This window comes from Pseudoalteromonas sp. 1CM17D, from assembly GCF_023161805.1.
Classification (GTDB): Bacteria; Pseudomonadota; Gammaproteobacteria; order Enterobacterales; family Alteromonadaceae; genus Pseudoalteromonas; species Pseudoalteromonas atlantica.
In genome coordinates this window covers 19,426-38,908 of record NZ_JALNTP010000009.1, presented here as the reverse complement: position 1 = coordinate 38,908, position 19,483 = coordinate 19,426, and the positions used below count along the sequence as shown (strand labels likewise).

The 19,483-nt window shown below is 40.7% G+C and carries 18 protein-coding genes; 12 read left to right on the top strand and 6 right to left on the bottom strand.

Translation table 11 applies throughout. The features are described 5' to 3' along the window. Nucleotides 1-111: 111 nt before the first annotated feature. The gene (locus MSC25_RS15320) at nucleotides 112-1,494 is read right to left on the bottom strand and encodes a Na+/H+ antiporter NhaC family protein (RefSeq protein ID WP_248443893.1); all 1,383 of its coding nucleotides are present in this window, start codon (nucleotides 1,492-1,494) and stop codon (nucleotides 112-114) included. A 286-nt stretch (nucleotides 1,495-1,780) separates the two neighbouring features. On the opposite strand from MSC25_RS15320, the gene MSC25_RS15315 reads away from it, so the two are divergent. Continuing rightward, complete coding sequence (locus tag MSC25_RS15315; protein ID WP_248443892.1) at nucleotides 1,781-2,314, top strand: GNAT family N-acetyltransferase; 534 nt, start codon at nucleotides 1,781-1,783, stop codon at nucleotides 2,312-2,314. On the opposite strand, the gene MSC25_RS15310 is transcribed toward MSC25_RS15315, so the two are convergent. Genes MSC25_RS15310 through MSC25_RS15300 form a run of 3 tightly spaced genes read right to left on the bottom strand, consistent with a single transcriptional unit; the run spans nucleotide 2,276 to nucleotide 5,702 of the window. Further along, nucleotides 2,276-2,884, bottom strand: coding sequence for a PqiC family protein (locus MSC25_RS15310; protein WP_024031907.1), 609 nt, complete (start codon nucleotides 2,882-2,884; stop codon nucleotides 2,276-2,278). The genes MSC25_RS15315 and MSC25_RS15310 overlap by 39 nt on opposite strands. Further along, a complete protein-coding gene (gene pqiB / locus MSC25_RS15305) occupies nucleotides 2,884-4,539 on the bottom strand; it encodes an intermembrane transport protein PqiB (protein ID WP_029771939.1) in 1,656 nt (551 codons plus the stop codon). Before pqiB ends, MSC25_RS15310 begins: the two co-directional genes overlap by 1 nt. Continuing rightward, nucleotides 4,536-5,702: a paraquat-inducible protein A gene (locus MSC25_RS15300; protein ID WP_248443958.1), complete on the bottom strand. Its 1,167-nt coding sequence runs from the start codon at nucleotides 5,700-5,702 to the stop codon at nucleotides 4,536-4,538. The genes pqiB and MSC25_RS15300 overlap by 4 nt, the downstream gene beginning before the upstream one ends. A gap of 167 nt (nucleotides 5,703-5,869) precedes the next feature. Here MSC25_RS15300 and MSC25_RS15295 point away from each other — a divergent pair, with 167 nt between their 5' ends. Beyond that, nucleotides 5,870-6,595, top strand: a complete 726-nt coding sequence (locus tag MSC25_RS15295) for a transporter substrate-binding domain-containing protein (protein WP_096042910.1) — start codon at nucleotides 5,870-5,872, stop codon at nucleotides 6,593-6,595. A gap of 24 nt (nucleotides 6,596-6,619) precedes the next feature. Here MSC25_RS15295 and MSC25_RS15290 read toward each other — a convergent pair whose 3' ends face one another. Beyond that, complete coding sequence (locus tag MSC25_RS15290) at nucleotides 6,620-7,441, bottom strand: thioesterase family protein (protein WP_248443891.1); 822 nt, start codon at nucleotides 7,439-7,441, stop codon at nucleotides 6,620-6,622. 241 nt (nucleotides 7,442-7,682) lie between these two features. On the opposite strand from MSC25_RS15290, the gene dnaK reads away from it, so the two are divergent. From dnaK to MSC25_RS15245, 9 genes are all read left to right on the top strand, one after another. Next, nucleotides 7,683-9,602 carry a molecular chaperone DnaK gene (gene dnaK / locus MSC25_RS15285; RefSeq protein WP_024031902.1) on the top strand — a complete coding sequence of 640 codons (1,920 nt, stop codon included), beginning with the start codon at nucleotides 7,683-7,685 and terminating at the stop codon, nucleotides 9,600-9,602. A gap of 201 nt (nucleotides 9,603-9,803) precedes the next feature. Beyond that, nucleotides 9,804-10,946 (top strand): molecular chaperone DnaJ, encoded by a 1,143-nt coding sequence (gene dnaJ, locus MSC25_RS15280; protein WP_024031901.1) that lies wholly within the window; start codon nucleotides 9,804-9,806, stop codon nucleotides 10,944-10,946. A gap of 301 nt (nucleotides 10,947-11,247) precedes the next feature. Next, nucleotides 11,248-11,709, top strand: coding sequence for a Cys-tRNA(Pro) deacylase (gene ybaK, locus MSC25_RS15275; RefSeq protein WP_248443890.1), 462 nt, complete (start codon nucleotides 11,248-11,250; stop codon nucleotides 11,707-11,709). A 120-nt stretch (nucleotides 11,710-11,829) separates the two neighbouring features. Continuing rightward, nucleotides 11,830-12,234: a DUF1761 domain-containing protein gene (locus MSC25_RS15270; RefSeq protein WP_004588719.1), complete on the top strand. Its 405-nt coding sequence runs from the start codon at nucleotides 11,830-11,832 to the stop codon at nucleotides 12,232-12,234. 52 nt (nucleotides 12,235-12,286) lie between these two features. Continuing rightward, entirely contained in the window at nucleotides 12,287-12,655 is a 369-nt protein-coding gene (locus MSC25_RS15265; protein ID WP_024031358.1) for a response regulator, read from the top strand. A gap of 148 nt (nucleotides 12,656-12,803) precedes the next feature. Then, on the top strand, nucleotides 12,804-13,055 hold the full coding sequence (locus tag MSC25_RS15260) for a hypothetical protein (protein WP_004588717.1): 252 nt from the start codon (nucleotides 12,804-12,806) through the stop codon (nucleotides 13,053-13,055). Between the two features lie 186 nt (nucleotides 13,056-13,241). Then, nucleotides 13,242-13,508: a hypothetical protein gene (locus MSC25_RS15255; protein ID WP_004588716.1), complete on the top strand. Its 267-nt coding sequence runs from the start codon at nucleotides 13,242-13,244 to the stop codon at nucleotides 13,506-13,508. A 171-nt stretch (nucleotides 13,509-13,679) separates the two neighbouring features. Beyond that, nucleotides 13,680-15,404, top strand: a complete 1,725-nt coding sequence (locus MSC25_RS15250; RefSeq protein ID WP_248443889.1) for an ATP-binding protein — start codon at nucleotides 13,680-13,682, stop codon at nucleotides 15,402-15,404. 154 nt (nucleotides 15,405-15,558) lie between these two features. Next, the gene (locus tag MSC25_RS15245; RefSeq protein ID WP_064386625.1) at nucleotides 15,559-16,977 is read left to right on the top strand and encodes a coniferyl aldehyde dehydrogenase; all 1,419 of its coding nucleotides are present in this window, start codon (nucleotides 15,559-15,561) and stop codon (nucleotides 16,975-16,977) included. 71 nt (nucleotides 16,978-17,048) lie between these two features. Here MSC25_RS15245 and MSC25_RS15240 read toward each other — a convergent pair whose 3' ends face one another. Next, nucleotides 17,049-17,774 carry a tetratricopeptide repeat protein gene (locus MSC25_RS15240; RefSeq protein WP_024032214.1) on the bottom strand — a complete coding sequence of 242 codons (726 nt, stop codon included), beginning with the start codon at nucleotides 17,772-17,774 and terminating at the stop codon, nucleotides 17,049-17,051. Nucleotides 17,775-18,371: 597 nt separating this feature from the next. Here MSC25_RS15240 and MSC25_RS15235 point away from each other — a divergent pair. Then, complete coding sequence (locus MSC25_RS15235; RefSeq protein ID WP_248443888.1) at nucleotides 18,372-19,241, top strand: DUF6279 family lipoprotein; 870 nt, start codon at nucleotides 18,372-18,374, stop codon at nucleotides 19,239-19,241. The last annotated feature ends 242 nt before the right edge of the window (nucleotides 19,242-19,483 follow it).

The window sequence follows — 19,483 nt, the reverse complement described above, 5'->3', positions numbered from 1 at the left end:
ATATTTATACAGCTAAAAGAATACCAATCCGCTTAATTAAGTATTATTGTGGATTGGTAAAACACCCCAGTGTAGTACTACATTGGGGTTTTTTATTTGTATTAACTTAATTTATGCCATAACAATAAAGCCGACAACGGCAAGTGCCGCGGCAATTAATGTATAAGGCAGTTGCGTTATTGCATGGCTCATTAAATTACAGCCAGAGCCTTGTGCTGCAAGTACGGTAGAGTCTGAGTAAAAACAGGCTTGGCTACCAAATGATGAGGCCGATAACAACGCGCCAATAACCAGTGGAATATTAGCGTCAACGGCAGTTGCCAGTGGCATAACTATTGGGATCGACACAGCAAAAATACCCCAACTAGAGCCTGTAGCAAACGCTAACACTGCCATAGCAATAAATACCACCGCCGGTAAGTATTGGGCAGTCATGTACGGGCTCAAACTACCGATCACAAACTGCGGTAAGCTAATTAAGTCGCACACATCTTTAAATATAAATGCCGCTATTACAGTGCCAATAGCCGGTATCATGCTTTTAAAGCCATCAAGCATGCGCTCTATCATTTCGCTAAAGCTCATTAATTTTTGTAGTGCATAAAAAGGAAGCGTTACCGCCATAGTTGCCAATAAGCCTTTATATACATCTATTTCAAAGTAAACTGTAAAGGCTACTAGTAAAATTATAGGCAGTAAAAAGTTGTGCAATTTTCCTTTAGGGTCGGCATCTTCAAAGCTTTCTTCTACTGCTTTTACAGCGTATTCGTCGGCTGTTTGAATATCACTAAATTGCGCAGGGTCTACAGTGGCCTGCTCAACGTGTGCTAACCTTTCGGCTTTTTTCATAGGCCCAATAGCAGGTATTACACCCAGTACCACTAACAAAACCACCAATACTGCAAACCAGGCGTAAAACATATAAGGAATGGCTTGAATATAAACCGCAATGCCTTTGCCTTCCTCGGCAATGCCGTTATCGACTAACAAGCCGCCAAAAAATACCGCCCAAGTCGATAAAGGGACAAGTACGCAAATAGGTGCCGCTGTTGAATCTACAACGTAGGCGAGCATTTCTCGGCTAACTTTAAATTTATCGGTAATGCGTTTCATCGTTTCACCAACGGTAAGCGCATTTAAATAGTCATCAATAAAAATAACCACACCTAAACAAAAGGTCATAAATAAAGAAGAGCGTTTACCTTTAGTGTATTTTAGCGCTAATTTGCCAAACGCCGACGCACCGCCAGTGCGCACTAATAAAGCGATTAAAGCGCCAAAGCCTCCACACACGAGTATTAACCAACCTATGGTTTCGTCGGTCATTACTTTAAGTGATGTGCTGGCAAAGTTAGCAAGCACCTGAGCTGGGTCGGCTATTACTAGGCCGACTAAAGCGCCAATAAGTAAAGATAAAATAGGGCGGCGTAAAACAACAGCCAATACCACAACCACCTCTGGTGGCAGTAAACTTAATGCAGAAGGTTCAAGCATTTAAAGATTCACAAAATTAAAAGCATATTTAAATAATAAATTGCTTAACAAAAACAAAGCAGGTAATAGTTATTACGTGCCAAGTCACTGCTTTTGCCGCGTAGGGTGCTTTGCTGTTATGTTAAATTAATAGCGAAAGGGAAACGCGTTGGCTTTGGCGCCAGACGGTGCAAGAGAAACATGCCGCTATTGTTGTGCCTGTAAAAACATCGGCGCAAAAATAATCCGGTTTTGTATTTCAGTCAATAAAAATTTACGTACAAAATAACTTTTTATAGGAGATAATGTGGAGGCCGTATTTAAAACCCAACGTTTATTATTGCGCTATGCAAATGAGCACGATGCAGCCATGTTACTTACTTTGGTGAATCAGCCAAATTTTATAAAATATATTGGCGATAAAGCCATTTATACGCACAGCGATGCCAAGCGCTACATTGAGCAATCGTTTAGGGCATCCCATAAACACCAAGGGTTTGGCCCTTATATTATTACTTTACACAATGGTGAAGTAGTAGGAGTTGTGGGTTTTTATAAACGCGACGTACTGCAACTGCCAGATTTAGGTTTTGCCTTGTTAACCCGTTATGAGAAAAACGGTTATATCTTTGAAGCGGCCAAAGCGCTATTACAAAATAGGAACACACTTGGGATAAAACAGGTCAGTGCTATCTGCGCAGCTAATAATACCGCATCTCAGTGTGTATTATTAAAGTTAGGTTTTAATAGGGTAGGCAAAACGGTTATTAATAATGATAAAACCGCCGTAATTATATGGTTATTAAAGTCGCGCTTGCTCTATGGCTTTTGCTACGCTTAGGTTTATGTTTTGCCAAGTTTGCTCAAGGGTAGCCACTAAGCCATCGTAACCATCATCTTCTATTGGAACTACATGCGAAAAATTATGCACACTAATCAGGCGTCGGCCGGTTTCTGGGTGGGTGTAATATAAGCGCCACAGGCCAGAAATATCAGCGTTGCCTTGCATATCACCATTAAAGTGGTGCACTTCATATTCAAGCTCGTAAAATGTTTGCTGATCAAGCTCGGTAATTACCGGTAAGCCCTTAATAACCATCCAATTAGGCATTGCATTAAAAAGGGTTTGTTGCGCTGTAGCGGTGAGCATCACATCGGGCGATTCACCCCATAGGTTGTAATTTGCTGCATGAATTTGGTTGCTATCAATTTTCATTGCTATGCCCAAATTATTTAAAGCGCCTCTAAGGGCCACGGTTTGCACTCTTAATTGGGCATCAGTTTCTTTTACATGGCGTGATGATGAAGCAATGGGTTGTTCAAACTGATAATACTGCGTTGCGGTTTGAATTGACGCACTGCACCCTGCAAGGGTAATTAACACGGTTATGGCTAAAAATAAGTGTTTCATTATTGCTTCCTTGGTTGTGGATCAGCAGGGAGTGCTTTATCAAAAATAAACATATTAGGTTGTTCGTTTAAACCCCGTGTAAGCGGCTGAATTTCTTCACTTAAGCGTTTAAATTCAAGCAAGGTTTGCTGTAATTGATGATGAAACTCAGAGCCGGCCTGATAACTTGCCATGGTTTTATCAAATTGACGCATGGTCACTTCAAACTGCTCCATACTTTTGGTCATTTTATCAAAGTTACGGTTAAAGTCGCCGGGTAAGTTTTGGGTATCTTTTTGGCTTAATAACGCACGCATTTCGTTAGCAAGCGCTTGGTAGTCGCTAAATGTAGCCTGCATTTGCGCTAGGCTGTCTTCAATTTTTAAATCGTTTACCTTGTTAAGCACATCCGAGACCTGATCGGCAAGCACCGTAATGCCGCTAGAAATACTCGGAAATACATCATACTGGGCGAGCTTTGCTAAATGCGCTTTTGGTGCGTCGGGGTATATATCAAAATCTACATACACTGCACCAGTTAAAAGGTTGCCGGGTTTTAAAGAAGCGCGCATACCATTTTTTATCCAGCCGGTTAGGCTACTTTGCCAAAACTCTTTGGCCGCTGCGCTATCGTGATATAAACGGCCATACTCTATTTTAATCAGTACCGGTACCGCCGTATTATGGTTTTTAAAATGTGCAGGTTTGCCATTAACAATAACGTTAGCGGGGGCTTCTACCACGGTACCAATTCGGGTGCCGCGATATTCCACAGGTGCGCCGGGTCTTAGGCCACGTATAGATTGTTCAAAATCAATAATGTAGTAATCAAAGTCGTAAAAGCGCTCTTCTAGTGCTTCTTTGTAGCTTTGGCTTAGCGAAAAGTTGTGGCCGTCTTGGGCTAAGTCGCCTGGGGCTTGTTGCTCTGGTAAGCCAACCGAAATACCGCCTTTGAGGAGTTTACTTAATGAGCCGGTACTTATATTAATACCATCGGCCGACAAATCTATTTCAATGCCGGCATTAACCCAAAATATAGAGTTTAATGTTATGAGGTTTTGATACGGTTCGTTAATAAAAATACCGTACTTCATTGCTTGGTTTTTCCAGTCAAAAGTAGCGGTTTCTATTTGGCCTATTTTATAGTTTTTAAAAAATATCCCAGTGCTTACCTCCAGTACTTCAGCGTTGTAGCTGAGTAACTGAAAACGCCCACCTTTTACATCTTTACCAATAAGGGCTGGCTCATCTTGTAATACAAAACGCTCTTTTAGTTTTTTACTCTCCCCCGGTGAAAACTCTAAATAAACACCCGACAAAAGCGTACTCATACCACTAATGCCAGTTTCGTCTATACGAGGTTTAACAACCCAAATTTTGGCATCGTCGGTGAGGAGCTCATTATAGTTTTTGTCTATTTGTGCGCGGGCAATAACGCTATCTTGCGAGTCAGAAAGGCGTATAGCATCAATTTGACCAATTTTAACACTGCGCACTTTTATTTCTGTTTTACCTGCAATAATGCCCTCTGCGTGGGGCATTTTTATATAAATAGTAGGGCCTACATTTGCTTGGTATTGATACAACATCCATATACCAACTAATAAGGCTATCAGTGGAATAATCCAAATAGCAGAAATTTTTGGTTTTGTTGTTACATTAGCCGTTTCGGTCATGCTTTATTCTCTGAATGTTTGTTTTTTGGTGTATCCCACAACAAGCGCGGATCAAACGCATGTGCAGCCATCATTTGGCATATTACCATAACAGTAAAAAATACAATGCCTAGCCCTGGGGTAATTGACATTAAGTTGCCTAGTTGCACTAAGGCAACGAGTATAGCAACAACAAATACATCGATCATTGACCATTTGCCAATAAATTCAGTAAGTTGATAAATTTTAGTATAGCCTTTTGTGTGCTTGTTAGCAGGTTTTGCCACCATAATGCATAAAAAACTCAGCACAAAGGCTTTGGCCAGTGGCACCACTACGCTGGCCAAAAATATAATGGCAGCAATGGGGTAGGAGCCACTTTTCCAAAGTGTCAGTACGCCGCCAATTAAGGTTGACGGTGACACATCACCCAGGCTGGTGGTGTGCATTATTGGTAATAGATTTGCAGGTATGTAACACAGCACAGAGGTCACTAACCAAGCCGTTGCTTTTTGAACACTGTTGGGGTTTCTTACATGGGTTTGAGTGTGACAACGCGGGCAAACACTACTTTTACACAGTTGATGGCATACGTGGCAAGCTTTAATGTTTTGATCAATAGCGCGCTTGGCATGTGCTGCGTCTTCAAGTGTTGTTGCTGGTTTAATATGTGCCCATAAGCGCGGCTTATTTAAATGGGCAAGCGCCGCAATATACATAATAACAAAGCCAATATATGCCCAAAAGCTGGTGCCAAAACTAATGTCGGCAAGCGACATAATTTTAACCATGCTTACTAACACGCCAATTAAAAATATTTCAGACATGATCCACGGCTCAAGGGCCAAGGTAAACTTGAGCAATCGCCTAGCGATGGCCTCAGGCAAGGATTGCAAAAGCCCAAGATGCATAGGAATAAGAATGATCAGTAAGCTCATTGGCAGCGCAATAATGCTTAAATCAATAAATAAGCCAAGTAACTCACTGTCGTAATTAAATAAAATTCGGGCAGCATCGGGCAGGGTGATGGTTTGCGTTATGCCGCTGCTACTAAAAGAAATAAACGGGTAAAACATGCTGCTTAATAGCATTAGTAATGAGCCAATACTTAGCGCAACCACTTTACTGTCGTTGTTTACATCGCCTTCGCACAACTTATGGTGACAATGCGGGCACACTGCCATTTGCTTATCGGCTATTGCGGGTATATCAATTATTAGGTCGCAGCACGGGCAAATTGTTTGCAAGTTATAACCATCAAAGAAGAATGTTTACGCAATTTTGCTATATTTAAGTTATTAATACAACGCGATTCATCATTAAGCGCAATAACAATATGTTAAGGATAGATGTGAGGCTGTTATTACTTTGCTTTATTAGCTGTTTTTTTATAAGCCCGCCAGTGTCTGCCGCTTGGCAAAAACAGCCAATTGTGATTGCTGCCAGTGCGACTATTCCTCCCTATGTAATAGAAAAAACAGATACGGGTATACAACTTAATATAATTAAAGCGGCACTTATTGAGCAAGGCTTAGATAATATTGTGGTTATTTACATGTCTAACAAGCGCGCCGAGCAGCAACTACATAGCGGTAATGTGGATATACTGCTTAATTACGCAGGAAAGCGCGGCGCAGGTATTTACCCTAGTCAGCCAGTATTGAGTTATAAAAATGTGGCGGTATCACTTAAAAAGCGCAACTTTACTATTGAGACTATAAAAGAGCTAAACAATAAAAGTGTATTAGGATTTCAACATGCGACAGCTTATTTACCGCCCCCATTTGCAAAAGGGGTTGCTCAGTTTGCAAGTTATGAAGAAGTAGTCAATCAGCGTGCGCAAGTCGATAGGCTAATGAAAGACTGGGTGGATGTAATTATCCTCGATGAGCGCATATTTCATTACTATAACAATGACTATACGCACTCATTACCCGTTAATATTCACCCAATTTTTCCAAAAGCCCCACGCCCTGCTTATTTTAACAACGCAGTGCTGCAAAAAACATTTGATAAAGGCCTGCTAACTATAAAAGCAAAGGGAAAATATCAACAAATAATGAGTGGTTACCACTAAGCTCATTAGTAAGCTAAGCGGTACTTAATCAAACAAAGCAACGGTTTGACGTGTCAAAGCAATTAGCTCCCCCGATTGCGACCAAATACAGCCATCTTCTAAGCCATAACCCCCTTTAGCATGATGTGTAATTGCTTCAAAGCCTAACCATTCACCGGGTGTAAGCGTTGGCTCTTGCACAAATTCTAAATACCACGACATGCTACTTGCTGGAGCCGGCTGTTTAAACATTTGTAATAATGTAGGAGGCCATGCATCGGTAAGGGCTATTATATGTGCTTCGGTAATTGCCTCTGGGGTATGTTTAAAGCGCATCCAGCCGCCTAAATGCGAGGTCTCTGCAGCGCTAAAAGGCATAGCGCCTTGTTGCGGACATAAATCAACATGCTGAAAAAACTCAGGCATTTGCCCTTCAATAAACGGCAATGTATGACGTGCATCCACAGGCTTTAATCCCATTTCTTTACTAACCGGTACATTAACACCCGATTGCCTATCAATAGCAAAACACGCTTGGACAATAACGCACACTTGTTCACTCTGAATCACTTTAGCTAATACCTGAGTACTGCTTTTACCTTGGCGTAAAATTTCAACTGACAATGAAAAAGGCGTGTCGGCAAGCAGCGGCCCAACAAAATTAGTGCTTAAAGACAGTAATCGTCTACTTGGGTCAATGTGTTTTCTGATTGCTTGATAAAGTAGTGCAGCAGAAAGGCCACCAAAAGCGGTTCTACCTTGGCACCAATTAGCAGGAAACTCCATTGTATTGCTGTTATTGGCAAGCGAAGCGGAAGAAGAGTTTGAAATAGCAGAGGCTTGTTTTAATAAGTCATCAAAATGCATCGTTAATATCCTTGAAATTATCATTATCAGACATATATAGCACATAACAACTGGTCAGACTAGTTGTGTTGAATAGGTGTATTTGGCGTAAAAAACATCAAACCCTACTTTTATTAAGGTTTTTTGTTAAATAAATTACAAAAAATGAATTTTTTTTCATTTTTACAGTTGAATTAACTTTGTGGCATCCCTATTTACTAGTCATCGAACGTATTAACGAATTTGAAGTTGGAGAAGATTCATGGGTAAAATTATTGGAATCGATTTAGGTACTACAAACTCTTGTGTTGCAGTACTTGATGGTGATAAAGCACGTGTTATTGAAAATGCGGAAGGCGATCGCACAACCCCGTCTATTATTGCTTACACGCAAGACGGTGAGACGCTAGTAGGTCAACCTGCTAAGCGTCAAGCGGTTACTAACCCAACTAACACGTTATTTGCAATTAAGCGTTTAATTGGTCGTCGTTTTGAAGACGAAGAAGTACAACGCGATATCGGTATTATGCCGTTCAAAATCATCAAAGCTGATAACGGCGATGCATGGGTTGAAGCGGGCGGTGAAAAACGCGCTGCACCACAAATTTCTGCAGAAGTACTTAAAAAAATGAAGAAAACAGCAGAAGACTTCTTAGGTGAAGAAGTAACTGAAGCTGTAATCACAGTACCTGCATACTTTAACGATTCACAACGCCAAGCAACAAAAGATGCTGGTCGTATTGCGGGTCTTGAAGTTAAACGTATCATCAATGAGCCAACAGCTGCTGCCCTTGCTTACGGCATGGACAAAAACAAAGGTGAAAACGTTGTTGCAGTATACGATTTAGGTGGTGGTACTTTCGATTTATCAATCATTGAAATTGATGAAGTTGAAGGCGAGCACACATTTGAAGTACTTGCTACAAACGGTGACACTCACTTAGGTGGTGAAGATTTCGATAACCGCGTAATCAACTACTTAGTAGCTGAGTTCAAGAAAGACCAAGGTATCGATTTACAAAACGATCCGCTTGCTATGCAACGTGTTAAAGAAGCGGCTGAAAAAGCGAAAATCGAACTATCATCTGCACAATCTACAGAAGTTAACCTTCCGTACGTGACTGCCGATGCATCAGGTCCTAAGCACATGAACGTTAAACTAACGCGTGCTAAACTTGAGTCATTAGTTGAAGACTTAGTAACTAAGTCAATTGAGCCACTTAAACGTGCTCTAGCGGATGCTGATTTATCTGTAAATGATATTAACGATATCATTTTAGTAGGTGGTCAAACACGTATGCCACTAGTACAAAAAACAGTTGCTGAGTTCTTTGGTAAAGAGCCACGTAAAGATGTCAACCCTGATGAAGCTGTAGCAGTAGGCGCGGCAATTCAAGGTGGTGTATTAGCAGGTGACGTTAAAGACGTACTATTACTAGACGTGTCTCCATTATCGCTAGGTATTGAGACAATGGGCTCAGTAATGACCGCGCTAATTGAGAAAAATACAACGATTCCTACTAAGAAGTCGCAAACGTTCTCTACAGCAGAAGATAACCAATCTGCCGTTACGATTCACGTACTACAAGGTGAGCGTAAGCGTGCTAGCGACAACAAATCTCTAGGTCAATTTAACTTAGAAGGTATTCGTCCAGCACAACGTGGTACTCCACAAATCGAAGTAACTTTCGATGTAGATGCGGATGGTATCTTACATGTATCAGCGAAAGATAAAGATACAGGTAAAGAGCAAAAAATCACGATTCAAGCGTCTTCAGGCTTAAGCGATGAAGAAGTAGAAAAAATGGTTCGTGATGCAGAAGCTAACGCTGAAGAAGATAAAAAGTTTGAAGAGCTAGTAGCAACTCGTAACCAAGCTGATGCAATGGTACACGGTACTCGCAAGCAAATTGAAGAAGCTGGCGATGCACTACCAAGTGAAGACAAAGATGCAATTGAAGCAGCTGTTGTTGACCTTGAAGCAGCTATTAAGAGCGATGACAAAGCAGAAATTGAAGCTAAAACGCAAGCACTTGCTGAAAAGTCTCAAAAGCTAATGGAAATCGCTCAAGCTAAAGCGCAACAAGGTGGCGCAGATGCAGGCGAGCAACCACAACAGTCTGCTAAGCAAGACGACGATGTAGTTGATGCTGAGTTTGAAGAAGTAAAAGACGACAAGTAATTGTCAGCTAAGCTTCTAACTAGCCTAAACAACATGATTTGCTCAAGTTTTTAGGGTAGGATGAACTTTTGAGGCGCGCAGGCTACAGCTTGTCGCGCCTTTTGTATGTATTTAAGGTTTAAAATTTTCATGATAAATCGATGTGATTTATCGGTTTATCCCGCAGCCTAGCTGCAAATAGAAAAGAGTAGTGTGATAGATATGTCAAAACGCGATTATTACGAAGTTCTCGGCGTAAGCAAAGATGCAAGCGAGAGAGACATAAAAAAAGCGTATAAACGCTTAGCGATGAAATATCACCCAGATCGTACCGCCGGTGATAAAGATCTCGAAACTAAATTTAAAGAAGTAAAAGAAGCTTACGAGATTTTAACCGACGATCAAAAACGTCAAATGTATGACCAATACGGCCATGCTGCCTTTGAACAAGGCGGTGGCGGCGGTCACGGTGGCTTTGGCGGTGGTGGTCAAGGCGATTTTGGTGATATTTTTGGTGATGTGTTCGGTGACATTTTTGGTGGCGGTGGTGGCCGTCGTCAATCGCGTCAACAACGTGGATCAGATTTACGTTACAACATGGACCTAAGCTTAGAAGAAGCGGTTCGTGGTAAAGAAGTAGAAATAAAAGTACCTACGTGGGTTAGCTGTAAGCCATGTGATGGCAGTGGTGCAAAAGCGGGCTCTAAGCCTAAAACATGTACTACGTGTCATGGTGCTGGCCAAGTGCAGATGCGCCAAGGTTTCTTTGCTGTTCAACAAACGTGTCCTACGTGTCAGGGACAAGGTCAGATTATTTCAGACCCATGTGATAAGTGTCACGGACAAGGGCGTGTTGAGAAAACGAAAACGTTGTCAGTTAAAATTCCAGCAGGCGTTGATACAGGCGATCGTATTCGTTTAACCGGTGAAGGCGAAGCGGGTATGCACGGAGCGCCAGCTGGCGACTTATACGTGCAAGTATCTGTACGCGAACACCCAATTTTTGTACGCGATGCGAATAACTTGTACTGCGAAGTGCCAATTAGCTTTACTACCGCAGGTTTAGGTGGCGAAATTGAAGTGCCTACGCTTGATGGCCGTGCAAAACTTAAAATACCGTCTGAAACACAAACGGGCAAAATGTTCCGTATGCGTGGCAAAGGTGTTAAATCGGTTCGTAGTGGTGCTCAAGGTGACTTAATTTGTAAAGTAGTGATTGAAACGCCAGTTAACTTAAACGAGCGTCAACGCGAGTTACTTAAAGAGTTAGACGAGAGCATGGGCAAAGATAGCTCAAAAAACCGTCCTAAAGAGCAAGGCTTTTTTGACGGCGTTAAAAAGTTTTTTGACGATTTAACTAAGTAATTAGTTATCGTAAAAACTAAAAAAAACGGTGCTTGATGCACCGTTTTTTTTGGCTCAAATTCATGTGATTTAACCATTTTACTGGGCACGACTTAGCAATATTATAAAGTGCGTATACTCAATCGATTAATTCACTGAGCTATTTTGTTGCCTTAGGCAATTGACCCACATTGCTTTACCCTTTGTACCTATACCCTCGTCAATAAAAGGCTTTTTACGTATCTGCTATTAAGTTACTCTTCAAAATGATTAACCCTTATTGTAGATTAATAATGCGCTTAAAATGATGTGGCTAAATTGTATGACCCCGGCAATAGAATTACTGAAAAAACAAAATGTGCCTCACGATGTACTCAGTTATCAACACGATGCTAATACAACGCGTTATGGCCAAGAAGCCGTTGAAAAATTAAACCTTAACAGTGAGCAGGTATTTAAAACCCTCGTGCTTGAAACCAATGAAGGGCAGTTAATTGTTGCCATTACACCGGTATCCCAGCAAGTAAATTTAAAGCAATTGGCCAAACTGAGTCACGCTAAAAAGGTCGCAATGGCAAGCGCGCCAAAGGTACAAGCCGCTACAGGGTATATCTTGGGAGGGGTTAGCCCGCTTGGGCAAAAAAAGCGCCTAACCACTTTTATTCATTCAAGCGCTATGGCCTTTAAAACAGTGTATGTAAGTGCAGGTAAGCGAGGGCTTGAGGTAGCGCTTTCGCCAACCGATTTAAAGGCACAAACGCGTGCCACCTATGGCGATTTTTAAAAACCTCCACAAAAACCAACACGCCCTAAACCGCAAATTTTAAAGGCGATAATTTGCTGCTTAGGGTATTTTTAACTACAGTCAAAATACCCTTGTACACTATGCATTATGGCAGTATGTATGAATTTTACTGATGTTAATTTTTTTGCCGTGCTTGTGGCGGCGCTTTCCTCTTTTATGCTTGGCGGTATTTGGTATTCAAACGCTTTTTTTAAAAATGCCTGGTTAGAGTGTACAGGCCTTACGGAGCTTGATTTACAAACAGCAAAACCGGCGTTAATTTTTGGCGGCAGTATGGTACTTGCACTTTTGTCGGCGGTGGTGCTTTCATTATTTTTAGGTAAAGAGGCCGGAATGGGAGAGGGCGCCTTTACAGGTTTTGCCATCGGTTTGTTTTGGGTAGGTAGCTCGCTGGGGCTCAGTTACATTTATGAGCAGCGGCCAATCAAGTTATTTATAATTAATGCAGGGTATTACACATTACAATTTACATTAATGGGTTTTATTATAGGTGTATGGCCCTAAATACGCTAAATAAGGCGCCACCTTTAAGCGCTAAAATACAATAAAGATAAATATGAAAATATTAGTCGTTGATGATATGCCACTTATGCGCCACGTATTAATTAACATGCTAAGGCAGCTTGATTACAAAAATGTTGTAGAGGCAACTGACGGCCAACAGGCGTTAAAAATACTGCGTCAGCAAAAGTTTGATTTAGTAATAACCGACCTACACATGCCTAAAGTAGACGGTGTAAACTTGCTTGATAATATACGCCACGACCAAGCCTTAGTCGATTTACCTGTTATTATGGTCACGTGCGAAGATAACGCTGATACAGTAAAACAAGTTATCAAAGCAAAAGTGTCGGGGTTTATTATTAAACCATTTAATATGAATGTGTTATCAGCGCAATTAAACCGTTTGTTTTTTAGAGATTAGCGAAACGCTTTTATGGCGTTTTATATCGTACCTATTATTTAATCCCCTGCGTTTTCTCCACCGCTTATTAGGCTAGCTTCTGTAACGTTTTTATTTATTAACTGCTAAAATGCCTGCTTTGTATCTACGTAGGTATGTTAAGGAGTGTATGGCTAAGCCAAATAAAAAAGGGCCGACTAAAACAGTCGATATTTTTTGCTCTGCTTGCAAAGCGGCGCTGTTTAAATATAGAAAAGGTGGCAAAGGCGCTTTAGTAAAGTGTTTTATAGAGCGAATAACCCAAGATTACACAACTACACCGTGTATTTGTCCCCAATGCGAGCGCCCATTTGCGCGCCCAGCAATCATACGCGGTACGCCAGCTTATAAAATAATTGGCGGTAAAGTTACCTTTAAATAACCCAATACGTTTAAAAATGTAATAACTACAAAAGCTTAGATTTTCTGCTTAGTAAGGCGGACAATTGACCTTGTACCAATAAACAAGCCTGATATACTCGCCCGGTTTTGCTGTTTCAATGATTGAAAAACACCCTCCCCAAGGATAGGGCCAGTTAGTTGGGTTTTTTAAGCAAAGGATAAACGTGTGATAGCACTGTTATTTGATATTGTAGGTATGGCGGGTACTTTCTTAGTTGTTGGTGCATTCTTTTTATTACAACTTAATAAAGCATCCCCTACGGGGTTATTGTACAACATAATGAATTTAACAGGGGCAATTTTGCTGTTAATCAGTTTGTGTTACAACTTTAACCTTGCAAGCTTTGTAATTGAGATTTTCTGGATTGCAGCTTCACTGATCGGCTTATACAAGTACGCTAAAAATAAGCCTCAATTAGCCACTAACTCGTAATTTTAGTACCGCTAATGATGTTTACTGTTGCGAGTCAGTACAGACTTGCAGCAGTTTATAAATAAATTAAGATTTATTGTATTTGTTAACACAAAGTTTCTGTTGTTAGCGCCCATAACCCGTTAAACTAGCGCCCTTAAATTTTATAGCTATTTTGTTGTGAGCTAGGGCATGTTCTCCTTTTCTAAAAAACTTCTTTTATCTTTTGTTGTACTGATAGTGCTATTGTCGGTCGTGTTTTGCTATGGCCGAACTCATTATTATAATCAGGCCGAGCAAAAAGCAGCCCAGCAAGCAACTCAGTTAAAGCATTATATTGATGCTGAGCTTGCGCGTTTTTCAAAAATTCCTCAGCTTCTTACCTATAACAATGAGGTTATTGATTTTTTAGGTGCGGCGCAAAATAACGAAAAAAAGATTAATAACTACTTAGCTGATATACAACAAGCCAGTGGTGCCTCAGATATTTATATTCTTGATGAACAAGGCGCTGTGATTGCAAGCAGTAACTGGCAGGCCGATCATAACTTTTTAGGCAGCGATCTGTCGTTTAGACCGTATTTTAAGCGCGCATTTGCAGGGGAGAAAGTAGCGTATTTTGCCGTAGGTATGCGTACAAAAGAGCGTGGCATCTATTTTTCACAAGCCATTTATAACAATAATCAAGCGGTAGGGGTTGTTGTTTTAAAAGTCAATGTGAACAAATTTGAAAGTGACCGTGAGCTTTTAAATACCGCCAAGGGCAGCCACTTTTATGTGCAGCTAGAAGATAGCGTGATTGCTATTTCAGATATGGAAAATTGGCGCCTGAATACGTTTTCTACACTCGATATTACTCATCGTCGAGACATCGCTCAGCGTCGTGCGTATTTAGATTATCAACCTAAGCTGATTGCCCATTCAAATTACACATCACAAAGGTTACTGTTTAGCACAATTGATGAGCATAACTATTTATCGGTAGAGCAAAAATTACGCTTTTTGAACGCATCGGTTACCGTATTAGTAAATGTATCTAATGCTAATATTGCCCAATTACCGGCGTTATTTGGCTTTGTGGTAATTTATGCGCTTATTATTGCCCTAGGGTATGTTGTTTTAAGGCGCTTTGTTGGCGTTAAAAAGCTGGTTTATTCCCATCACAGTGTCAGTCAGGAAATTAGTGCACGTACTAATGCTTTTAAAGCACAGCAAGATGCGCTTGTACAATCAACTAAGCTTGCAACAATTGGCCAGCTTAGCATGGGCTTTAACCACGAAATTAATCACCCGCTTAATACCATTAATACTTACTTAGCCAGTGCTAAACGCTTGCTAGCTAAAGGAAAGTTTGAAGCCCTAAACGAAAATTTACAGTTTGTTGAAGCCTTAGTAGCAAGAGTGCATAAGATAGTTGCACAGCTAAATTATTTTTCTGATTCTGCAAAAACGATTATTAGCGAAGTGCCATTAAGTGAATCAGTAGTCAAGGCACTTGAGATTAATAAAAACCAGCTAAAGCAGGACAATATAAGTGTTTTACCGCCTAAAATTGACAGCCAATTAAACGTGTTAGCAGATAAAGCGGCCCTTGAAGAAGTGTTAGTTAACTTAATATCGAATGCCAGCCAAGCAATGCAAGGGTGTATTACTCGCGAGCTGAGTATCAGTGCCAATTATCTAAATAATAGTGTGCAACTATGTATTGAAGATACCGGTCCGGGTATAGAAGTGCACGATATAGACACTATTTTTGAGCCTTTTTACAGTACTAAATCGGTTGATGGGCTAGGGCTTGGCTTGTGTATTTCTAAGCAAATTATTAGCGCGCTTAATGGCACGCTAAGCGCACAGAACCGCGAGCAAGGCGGTGCTAAATTTATTATTACGCTGCCTTGTGAGCCGCTAACGAGCTAAATAAAAGTAATTTAAGGGCTAAATTATTGAGCGAGTAGTGGTTAATTGTGGCTATTTGTTCCTACAAAAGCGGTAATTTTTAGATAGTTAGTGTTATTGCTCGAAAATCAGAACGGCGTTATAGTCGTAGCAAAATGATACACGAGTAGCACCTTTGGATACTGATAGCACACACACACCGTCACTCAGCGATACGTTTAATGAGCTGCAAAATAGCTTTTTAGCCCAGTCGTACCTCCCGATAGATAAGCGTATCGTATTATTAAAAACGTTGCACAAACGCATTGTTAGTAATGAACAAGCGCTTATCGATGCAGCATCAAAAGACTTTGGCTACAGAACCGCGTTCGATACGTTACTTGGCGATATTCTGCCAACGGTTCAGGGCTTAGCGCACATTATTAAAAAATTGCCAAAATGGGCAAAACCCAGTAAGCGCTCAACTAGCTTAAGTTTGTGGCCATCAAAAGTGAGTGTGACTTACCAGCCACTTGGTGTAGTTGGTGTGATTGCACCATGGAATTACCCCATACAATTGGCATTAGTGCCTGTTATTACCGCCATTGCTGCAGGTAATAGAGTTATGCTTAAGCTCAGCGAATTTACCCCGCATACTAATGCAGTCATCGAAAAAATATTTGCAGACGAGCTACAAGCGCACTGTAAAGTGGTGTTAGGGGCAAGCGATGTAGCGAGTGAGTTTTCTGCACTGCCATTTGCACATCTGCTGTTTACTGGCTCAACGTCAGTGGGCAAGCTGGTTATGAAAGCGGCCAGCGAAAATTTAACTCCTGTTACCTTGGAGCTTGGTGGTAAGTCGCCGGTGATCATTACTGAGCAAGCTAATATTAAAAAAGCAGCGCAAACATTATTGTTTGGTAAAATGGCTAATGCGGGGCAAATTTGTGTAGCCCCAGATTATGTATTTGTGCCTAAGGCCCTTGAGCATCAGCTGGTGCAGCAATTGTGCGAGCTTTATAAAAAGCACTTTAAAGACGGGGTTGAAGGCAAAAACTTAACGTCAATTATTAGCGATGCGCATTACACTCGTTTAGAAGGGTATTTAACACAAGCACAGCAGTTAGGTGCGCAAGTAATTAAGCCGCTAGATCAAAACCAGCAAGACAAACAAAAGCATAGAATGGGTTTGCATATTGTTACCGCGCCTAGCGATGATATGACGTTAATGCAAGATGAGTTATTTGGCCCCATTTTGCCTATTAAAACCTACGAAAAGCTCGATGAGGCAATTAGCTACATAAAAGCGCATAATCACCCTTTAGCGCTATATATTTTAGGCCAAGATAAGCACGCTCAAGATTACATCATGGAACAAACATTAAGTGGTACAGTTGCTGTAAACGATGCCTTAGTGCAGGTGACAGCAGACGATGTGCCATTTGGTGGGGTTGGGCATTCAGGAATGGGGCATTATCATGGTAAAGAAGGGTTTTTAACCTTTAGTCATGCAAAAAACACCTTGGTGTCTAGCACGTTTAACCCGCGTACCGCGCTTTTACTCAAACAGAGCAACCTTATTATTAAGTTGCTTAAATTTTTATATATTAAGTAAATGGGTATAAAAAAGGGCTAATGCGAGATGCATTTGCCCTTGTGTAACGCTCAGGTTTAGCTAGGCGCAAATTAAAATAAGCGACCTTCACCGGCGTACGTGCCTGCGAGTATTTTTTCGTAGATTTTGTCGGCTTTTTCTTTTGCTTCTTCTATTTCTTTGGGTAGCATTTTACGCTCATCTAGCTTACGGCTATGGCTTGCTTGCATGTTGCCGTTGTATTCTGCAATGGTGTTCCACACATACGACTTCTCTAAGTCTTTTGGCATGCCTAGGCCTTCAAAATACATGAGCGCCAGATTAAATTGCGCCAGTGAGTAGTTATTAGCAGCGGCTTTTTCGTACCACGTTCTGGCTTGTTTATAATCGCGCGTTACGCCCTCGCCATTTGCATACATAACACCTAAATTAAATTGTGCGGCGGGGAGGTTTTTTTTCGCTGCTTTTTCAAATAACGTAACCGCCATTTGCTTATCAAGCTTTACGCCTTTGCCTTCATCGTATAAAACCGCTAGCGCAAACATTGAGTCAGCGTGATTTTTTTTAACGCCTTCTTTATAAAGCTCTGCCGCTTTAAAGTAGTCGCGTGTAACACCATAGCCGCCCTCGTAAAGTTTACCTAGTTCGTAAATACCAGGGGCAAAGCCTTTATCAGCTAAATATTCAAATTCTTTTAGTGCCGTCGCAAACTCGCCTTCGTTGGCAGCTCTTATACCGTCTTCAAGAGTTGCATGTGCAAATGGGCTTGAAAGCAAAACGCCAGTGAGTATTAATGCTTTTAAATTAAACTGTGACATAGCCATGTCTCCAATAGGTAATAGTTGCAATGTGTATGTATAAAAACCTGTTTTATTGCAACACTTTGTACTTACTATTTAATAGCCACGTATAAAATGGTGCAAGTGCTTGGGGTTAAGTGAAATACTAACGCTTTGGTGATTATATGCTCGTTTAACACTTAGCCAAGCTGTTGTGGTAATTATAGCTTAAATAAGCAATTATATTGCTAATAATGCGTTGTTTATAAGCGTAAGATACAGATATTACAGAAAATTTAAAGCAGTAAAAAAGCGCAAGCCAAGGCCTGCGCTTTTAATGTCATATTAACCGTCACTAATATGAGCAATGTAGCAAGTAGAGATGAACTTTTATGCTATTACTTGGGTCGAGTAAATAATAGCCATTAAGCAGTCATGCGCTTAAAACAAAATGTCAGCATCCATGCTGTATTTCTTCCTTGGGCACTGAGGTCGTTACACTTTGTTTATGCGATTAATTATTATTTAGATTTGACGGCGTGTCAACAGTAAATAATAATTATTATCAATTAAAATAAATTAACATCTTTACGTATTTATGTGAGAGTTTGAGAGAAAGCGTTAGTTGAGGATTTCATGTTTAAAATAAAAAATATAAAAGTTTCGCGCGTAGCCATCGCGCTCAGTCTGCTCTTTTTGTGTAGTTGTTCGGCTTCGTTTACTTATAATAACTTAACGTGGCTTTCATCGTTTTGGGTAGATGACTACATTGACCTAAATAAGCAGCAAAACAAGCAACTCAAAAGTATTATTAACACAACCCAGCAGTGGCACCGCACCACGCAATTACCCGCCTACAAGCAAGATATACTAAATCTAAAAGGGTTATTTAATCAGCAGTTAGACTATCAGCAATTAAAGTCGCAAGTGGTATTGGCCAGAGCTCATTTTCAAAACATTCTTGAACACGCGCATATACCGCTCGCGCAGTTAGGGCTTACGCTTTCTTATGCGCAGCGCGAAGAGCTTATTGCTAATATCCAAACGCAAATTAACGAAGAATACGAAGAATACGAAGAGTTTACTGAATTAACAGCGCAGGAGCGCAAAAGCGAACGCCTAGAAAGACAGCTTGATTACTACAAGCAATGGCTAGGAAAGTTAACCCCTGTGCAAACGCAGCTTATTACCCAAGCTAACAATGCTCATTATGACTCTTCATTGCTTTGGCATCAGTACAAGCAAACGCGTTTAAATGCAGCGCAGCAAGTACTTTTAAATAAAGCGCTCAGTGAGGCTGAATTTGTAAAACAATTAAGCTATGTAATTACACAGCGAGAAGCGTATATGAGCGAAGAACTATTAGCCAGTAATGATGCAAACTTAGCGCTCTATGTAAACCTACTTATTGAGCTAAATACCACATTGAGTGAGCAGCAACGCGAGAGTGTAAATGATGAGTTTGATGAGCTGATTAATACGCTCACCGATTTAATTGAAGATTAATGCTTATTTAAGCCAAGGCTCACATTAGGCAAAAAGCTAACGTATTGTTTGCTAATTAAGCATGTGTAACTTTTTATAAATTATACGCTTATTAAGGAAGTTAGGGCGTGGCGTACTGCGGTGGATGAATTTACAGCAGGGCGTTTGGTTTTTAGTCAGGGCAAAGCCTTTGAAGGCGATTTAATTGCACCTAGAGTGAAAAATTTCAATCCACACAGGTCACCTCGCCCTCGATAAATGCT